Consider the following 724-nt stretch of genomic DNA (forward strand, 5'->3'; position numbering starts at 1 on the left):
GCTGGTATTCCTATATCCAAGGCGACCTCGCAACGAGGTCGCCGACCATGGCCTGGAGTCTGTGACGCACGAAACCATGATATTAAGCAATACGGCAAATTGTATACAATATTCTGTATGAATTAGCGACGCTTGTCGAATATTGAGGGTTTCGAGCGTGACGGTGGACTGCGCTGTTGCGCGAAGATTCTGAGCGTCAGGCCCTTTCGGGTCTTGATGAAAAACGGCGCGACTTCCTACCTGATCCTGGCCATCATCACCTACCTGATATCGCTGTTCTTCCGGCTCACGCCAGCGGCGCCGCTAGTCTGCGCGGCTTTGTTGTCCGCCGCCATCGCGGTTGGTTTGCCGCCGTTGATGAGCGCGGCGACCATAAAACTGTGCGCGCTCCGGCCTGGTCGGCTTTGTCGCGGGTCTGGCGCGCCAGACTGTGCGCCACGACGTCACGATCAATAACCTGCTGTAAGGGATGTGTTCGCTACGGACGCGCAGCGTCGGCATGTCGAGCACTTGCACAGGAGTCCGGTCGCCCGTTTGAGGATCTTTGGCGCGAGCGTGGAGCGAACAACCCCGCAGGCCGTTTCGGTCAGCCCAACGAGGTCGGCGCCCGTCATCGTGTCATTCCATGTCAGCTACATCACCGGCCAGAGACCCGTGCCCTCGGTCGCCAACCCTGTCCACTGCTTCGTGCGTCGGGGTCGGGGTCGCCCGATGACCAACTACT

General features: G+C 59.5%; 1 pseudogene. It reads left to right on the forward strand.

The window, feature by feature from the left end:
* Window positions 1-376: 376 nt before the first annotated feature.
* Window positions 377-463 (forward strand): annotated as a pseudogene (locus QZH66_RS19085) (3-oxoacyl-ACP reductase); the annotation flags it as partial.
* Window positions 464-724 lie beyond the last annotated feature (261 nt).

Source organism: Stenotrophomonas sp. YIM B06876, assembly GCF_030711595.1.
Taxonomy (GTDB): Bacteria; Pseudomonadota; Gammaproteobacteria; order Xanthomonadales; family Xanthomonadaceae; genus Stenotrophomonas.